General features: G+C 46.8%; 5 protein-coding genes and 1 pseudogene. 3 read left to right on the forward strand and 3 right to left on the reverse strand.

The annotated features are described in order from the left end of the window. The coding region (locus WBV75_RS04985) for an NADPH-dependent FMN reductase (RefSeq protein WP_424119547.1) at positions 1 to 527 on the reverse strand (527 nt) is incomplete at its 3' end. Between the two features lie 118 nt (positions 528 to 645). On the opposite strand from WBV75_RS04985, the gene WBV75_RS04990 reads away from it, so the two are divergent. Beyond that, positions 646 to 1,833, forward strand: coding sequence for a heparan-alpha-glucosaminide N-acetyltransferase domain-containing protein (locus tag WBV75_RS04990; protein ID WP_424119548.1), 1,188 nt, complete (start codon positions 646 to 648; stop codon positions 1,831 to 1,833). A 19-nt stretch (positions 1,834 to 1,852) separates the two neighbouring features. Here the strand turns inward: WBV75_RS04990 and lpdA are convergent, their stop codons facing one another. After that, a complete protein-coding gene (lpdA, locus tag WBV75_RS04995; RefSeq protein WP_424119549.1) occupies positions 1,853 to 3,253 on the reverse strand; it encodes a dihydrolipoyl dehydrogenase in 1,401 nt (466 codons plus the stop codon). A 117-nt stretch (positions 3,254 to 3,370) separates the two neighbouring features. After that, the gene (locus WBV75_RS05000; protein ID WP_424119550.1) at positions 3,371 to 3,823 is read right to left on the reverse strand and encodes an Lrp/AsnC family transcriptional regulator; all 453 of its coding nucleotides are present in this window, start codon (positions 3,821 to 3,823) and stop codon (positions 3,371 to 3,373) included. Between the two features lie 159 nt (positions 3,824 to 3,982). Between WBV75_RS05000 and WBV75_RS05005 the strand changes: the two genes are divergently transcribed. Together WBV75_RS05005 and WBV75_RS05010 are read left to right on the forward strand one after the other, a co-directional pair. Beyond that, positions 3,983 to 5,203: a PLP-dependent transferase gene (locus WBV75_RS05005; protein WP_424119551.1), complete on the forward strand. Its 1,221-nt coding sequence runs from the start codon at positions 3,983 to 3,985 to the stop codon at positions 5,201 to 5,203. A 260-nt stretch (positions 5,204 to 5,463) separates the two neighbouring features. After that, positions 5,464 to 5,799, forward strand: a pseudogene (locus WBV75_RS05010) (sodium:proton antiporter); the annotation flags it as partial.

The following is a 5,799-nucleotide window of genomic DNA, read 5'->3' on the forward strand; positions in this document are numbered from 1 at the left end:
CTTTTAAGGAAAGTATTTAGGGCTTGCAGGTGTTCGGCGGCCATATCCGGATCCGTAATCCCTTTTTCCGGAGAAAAATTGTCATAATACCCTGAAAGTGAAAATGTTGAAATCACCTCCGCCCCGAAGCGACTGAGCATTTGCTCGACCACATTGCGAGAGGAAATAGCCCCGCGCTTACCCCCTGAGGCAGACATCAGAAAAACCGGAACCCCTTCGAGAAAGCGCCGTTCATCCCTGGATAACCAGTCCAGGAGATTCTTAAAAAAGGCTGAGGGATTGCCATTGTGCTCATTTACAGATACTACCAAACCCCTGGCTTGCTGCATACGAAGTCTCAACTTTGTGATCTGCCCGGGGATTCCATCGGACTTCTCGAGATCCTCACTGTACATGGGGAATTCAAATCCGGCTAGTTCAACGCATTCAACAGGGCACTCCTCAATACATCCTGCTGTGAATTGAACCAAATTGTAGTTTATTGAAGTAGATGAATTACTGCCTGCAGTAGCCAAAATTCCCGACATAAAACCTGGTTTTCAGCGAAAATAAAGGAATTTAGGTGTAGTGGGCAGTGTTTTTTGATAATTTTGCCGCCTGAAACATCTGTAAGGGGCAGTTGAGAGTATATATGGTATCCGGTTTATGAAAGATCATCCAAAACGACTCTATTTTATAGATGCCATGCGCGCCTGGGCCATCCTTATGATGTTGCAGGGGCACTTTATAGATGGCTTGCTGGACCCGGTGTACCGTGACCCTTCAAATCTGGTGTATACAATATGGAAGTATTTCAGGGGCATTACGGCCCCCGTCTTCTTTACAGTATCCGGATTTATATTCACTTACCTCCTGCTTCGCGCCCCTAAACAGGGAAAGGACAATCCGCGCCTGCGAAAAGGAATCAAAAGGGGATTAGAACTCATCGCTATCGGATATCTGTTGCGAAGTAATATTTTCGGACTGCTCAACGGAGTGGTATATCCCTCCTTTTTCCTTGTGGATGTCCTGCATTGTATCGGGATTGCCATCCTGCTCCTTATCGCCTTTTACCTCGCGGTTCCCAGGGGAAAGACAATAAGGTTTGGCCTTGTTTTACTGGTCTTGGGGATGTTGCTTTTTCTATTTGAACCCCTATATAAGACATGGGATCTCACCTTTTTACCCGTAGCACTGGCGAACTATTTTACAAAAGATCACGGCTCTGTCTTCACGATCATTCCCTGGGTGGGCTATGCCTTTGCCGGTGGATTTATGGCGTCCCTTTTTTACCGGTTTCGCCAGCTGAATTATTTATACCTAAAGAGCATGCTGCTCTTCTTTCTGGGAGGAATCACGCTGATTTGGTTTTCCTCCCCTTTTTTCGAATGGATGGGACAGCAAACCGGGATATCACTCTTTCAGGATATTGCTGCGAATAATTACCTGTTTATCCGGTTGGGTAACGTACTGCTTGTTTTCGTGGTATTTATCTTGCTCCGCGGCCTGATGCAGAAAAAGGTATTGCTCAGTATCGGGCAGCATACCCTTTCCATTTATGTCATCCATTTTATGGTTTTGTATGGAAGTCTTACGGGGATTGGGCTATACGCATACTGGCATCACACCTTATCGCCCGTTCAGGCGATAGCAGGAGCCCTCATCTTTATGCTCTTTTGCACCTGGGCCGCCCTGAAATACAATCAGCACAAAGCAACCATACGGGTGGCTGTTGGACAACTACTCGAGTGGATAAAAATTAATGGAATTCAAATAGCGGAGAACCTTTTTCGTCAGGCCCGCGTTCTATGGGGACGATTGAGCCGCCTCCTTAGCGGGGCAGAAAACACCTGATCAAAAAAAACGTTTCCCTTTACGCGTGTAATGCACGATCCTCAGTAGCGGCCAGTGCGGCTTCTTTAACCGCTTCGGCATATGTGGGGTGCGCATGGCTCATACGGGCGATATCTTCTGCAGAGGCGCGGTATTCCATGGCTGTCACTGCTTCGGCAATAAGGTCAGCTACACGAGCTCCGATCATGTGTACGCCAAGGACTTCATCCGTGGCTTTATCCGCCAGGATTTTTACGAAACCATCTGTGTCCATACTGGCCCTTGAACGCCCCAGGGCGCGCATGGGGAACTGCCCGCTTTTATATGCTCTTCCGGCTTGCTTGAGTTCTTCTTCGGTTTTACCGACAGCGGCAACCTCAGGCCAGGTATAAACCACACCTGGAATAAGATTGTAATCAATGTGGGGTTTTTGGCCTGCAAGTAGTTCCGCCACCATCACACCTTCTTCCTCGGCTTTATGGGCCAGCATCTGCCCGCGAACCACATCTCCGATGGCATAGATATTGGACGCTGTAGTTTGCAAGTGGGCATTGACTTCAACCTGTCCCTTTTCATTTAAGGAAACCCCGGCAGCTTCTGCATTCAGCCCTTCAGTGTATGGCTTACGTCCGACAGAAACCAGGCAGTAGTCTCCTTTTAACTCAATTTCTTTATCCTTTTTATCCAGCGCCTTTACAAGGACCTCTTTCCCTTTTCGCGTCACCGCATTGACTTTGTGGGAGAGATAGAATTTCATCCCCTGTTTTTTGAAGACTTTAGTGAGCTCCTTAGACAAGGCGGCATCCATCCCCGGGATAATCCGGTCCATATACTCCACTACGCTCACCTCAGCCCCGAGGCGGCGGTATACTTGTCCGAGTTCCAATCCTATCACACCGCCCCCAATGATAATCATATGTTTAGGGATTTCCTTTAAACTAAGGGCTTCTGTAGAAGTAATCACCCGTTCCTTATCAATTTCAATAAAGGGCAAAGAGGCGGGTTTGGAACCTGTGGCTATAATACTGTTTTTTGCCTCTATTTCAGTCAATTCCGCTCCTTCAATGCTAATGTGGGTGGCATCCTTAAAACTTCCGAGTCCATGGTAGACATCGATATCGTTCTTACTCATCAGGAATTCAATCCCTTTGGTCGTCTGATCGACCACGCCCTGTTTGCGCTCGATCATTTTTTTCAAATTCACCCGTACCTCTCCGGGAATTTCAATCCCATGCGTTTCAAAATGAGCCACAGCGTCGTGATAGTGATGACTGGAATCCAATAAGGCCTTGGAAGGAATACAGCCCACATTGAGACAGGTTCCGCCAAGTGTGCTGTATTTTTCAATCAGTGCCGTCTTCATCCCAAGCTGGGCACAACGTATAGCGGCTACATAACCCCCTGGTCCTGATCCTATTACGGCAACGTCATATGATTTCATAAAGTGTGATTTACGTTAAGAGTACCCCCCGGATCCAGATTCGAAATCCGGGGAGACAAAAATACAAATGTTTTGGTTGATGCCCTCATTCCTGCGAAAAAGTAACCCTTCCGTACTTCAGAGGGGCAGCTTATGGGTTTGCTTTACCGATTTGATGACAAATGCGCTATGGGTACTTCCGATTTGCGGGCTCCTGGTGAGTTTGGCAACCATAAACTCCCGATATGCCGCCATGTCCCGGACACAAATTTCCAAAAGGTAATCGTACTCACCCCCTAAGTGATAACAGCTTACTACTTCCTCAAGGCGGCCTACCTCCTTTTCAAAAGAACCGATCTGGGATTGCACGTGCTGGTTTAATTTTACCTGACAAAAGACGCGAAAATCCAGGCCGACCTTTTCCGGGTCCAGCAAGGCGACATACTTCAGGATAACACCGCTCCGCTCCAGGCGTTTGATGCGTTCGTAGACAGCCGTTGCCGACAAGCCCAGTTCCAGGGACAGTGCCTTGGTTGTAAGTTTACTGTTTTGTTGGAGTTCTTTGAGTATTTTCTTATCAATGTGGTCCATAGGAATCCGGTAATTTGTCTATTTAAACATATAATACATCTGCTTTATAGATGAAATATCTAATTATAGTTAAATATATAGTTTTTATTTAATAACATTCCTATTTATATTGATTTTATTTCTAATTAATGGTACTTTTACTGTAAAATCACCAGTATTATGGACCATAACGCGCCCGATTCCATTCAGGATTTACAGTATTTTGGAGAATACGGAGGAGTAAACCCTTCGATTTCTGATTCTTCAACCTATACCTTCCTCAATGCCAAGACGATGTTTGACACTTTCGAAGGAAACACGGAAGGATGTTATCTATACAGCAGGCATTCCTCGCCTTCCAACCTTTATCTCGGGGAAGCATTAGCAGCACTGGAGGGTACGGAAAGCGCCAACGTAACAGCAAGTGGTATGGGTGCGATTACAGCAGTTATCCTCCAACTTTGCAGCAGCGGTGATCATATTGTAAGCAGCCGGACCATTTACGGGGGCACATATGCCTTTATGAAGAATTTCCTCAAACGCTTTGATATTGAGGTGAGCTTTGTGGATATCACCAAACCAGATGTTGTTGCCGCGGCCATACGCCCGAATACGCGTATGATTTACTGCGAATCCGTGAGCAATCCCCTCCTTGAGGTAGCCGACATTCCGGCCCTGTCCGGGTTGGGGAAATCCAGTGAGATCCCGCTGGTGGTCGATAACACCTTTACACCACTTTCCATTGCACCCGCAAAACTGGGGGCGGATATCGTGATTCATAGTTTGACCAAATTCATAAATGGCACCAGTGATACCGTGGCAGGAGCGGTATGCGCTTCCACTGAATTTTGCCTGGCCCTTAAAGATGTCAATGATGGAGCGGGAATGCTTCTCGGCAGTACGATGGACAGTTTACGCGCAGCTTCGGTTTTAAAAAATATGCGAACGCTGCATTTGAGGATGCAAAAGCACAGTGAGAATGCCATGTATCTGGCGAAGAAATTTGAAGAACTGGGGATGCGGGTCGTTTATCCGGGGCTACCCTCCCATCCCGGGCACGAATTGATGAAAAAACAATTTGTACCCTCCTTTGGATTTGGGGGAATCCTCACCCTGGACGTAAAGACATTAGATAAGGCGAATGCGCTTATGGAGCTTATGCAAAAAGATAGTTTGGGCTACCTGGCCGTGAGCCTGGGCTTTTACAAAACCCTTTTTAGTGCCCCCGGGGCCTCCACCTCCTCCGAAATACCCGAAGAGGAGCAAAAAGAGATGGGACTTGGCGAAGGGCTGATTCGCTTCTCCATTGGTCTGGACAGCAATATTGAACGCACCTTCCTACGGATGAAAGCCTGTGTACAAGCTCTTGGGATTGCTCCCGAACACACTGTAATTTCTTAAGCAAAAGTTCAGTTCAAACAGCCGGCGGCACCCATGCCGCTTCGAGGCCAATTTTTCCCGGAATTATTAAGTTGGACGGCGACCTTCTTGGCTGAAAGAGTGTTTACGCGAAGTAATTATTGCACTTCTACTGTAAAATTAACTCCTTTTTCAATTGATAATCAGGGTATTGTAAAGGTATTCCAGCTTATGGGCGCATAGTCGGCGGTTGCACGATTACGCACATTGTCGTATTATTACCTTCCAACTAAACACCATCCATGTCAAAATCCAGTGGGAATAAGTTCCGCCAAGACGAACATATTGTAGAAAACACGGAACTATCCATCTTAGAAGCGTTGATTCCGGTTATCGCGCTTATTGGGATGCTGGCCTATAATGTGTATGTCTTTGGTGACGATGCCATTAGCGGCTCGAATCAATTTATTTTATTGATGGGTGGGGCCGTAGCTGCCGTGGTCGGTTTTTACAATAAAGTGACCTTTAAGCAGATGCTGGCCGAAGTGGCTGAAAATGTCAAATCGACTACCGGGGCGCTGTTGATACTTCTTATGGTAGGCGCTCTTGCTGGCACCTGGCTGATCAGTGGTATTATT

It is taken from the genome of Robiginitalea sp., assembly GCF_049588695.1.
Taxonomy (GTDB): Bacteria; Bacteroidota; Bacteroidia; order Flavobacteriales; family Flavobacteriaceae; genus Robiginitalea.

Coding starts and splice junctions, on each gene's coding strand:
- WBV75_RS04990 (WP_424119548.1), top strand. CDS start 646: ATGAAAGATCATCCAAAACGACTCTATTTTATAGATGCCATGCGCGCC.
- lpdA (WP_424119549.1), bottom strand. CDS start 3,253: ATGAAATCATATGACGTTGCCGTAATAGGATCAGGACCAGGGGGTTAT.
- WBV75_RS05000 (WP_424119550.1), bottom strand. CDS start 3,823: ATGGACCACATTGATAAGAAAATACTCAAAGAACTCCAACAAAACAGT.
- WBV75_RS05005 (WP_424119551.1), top strand. CDS start 3,983: ATGGACCATAACGCGCCCGATTCCATTCAGGATTTACAGTATTTTGGA.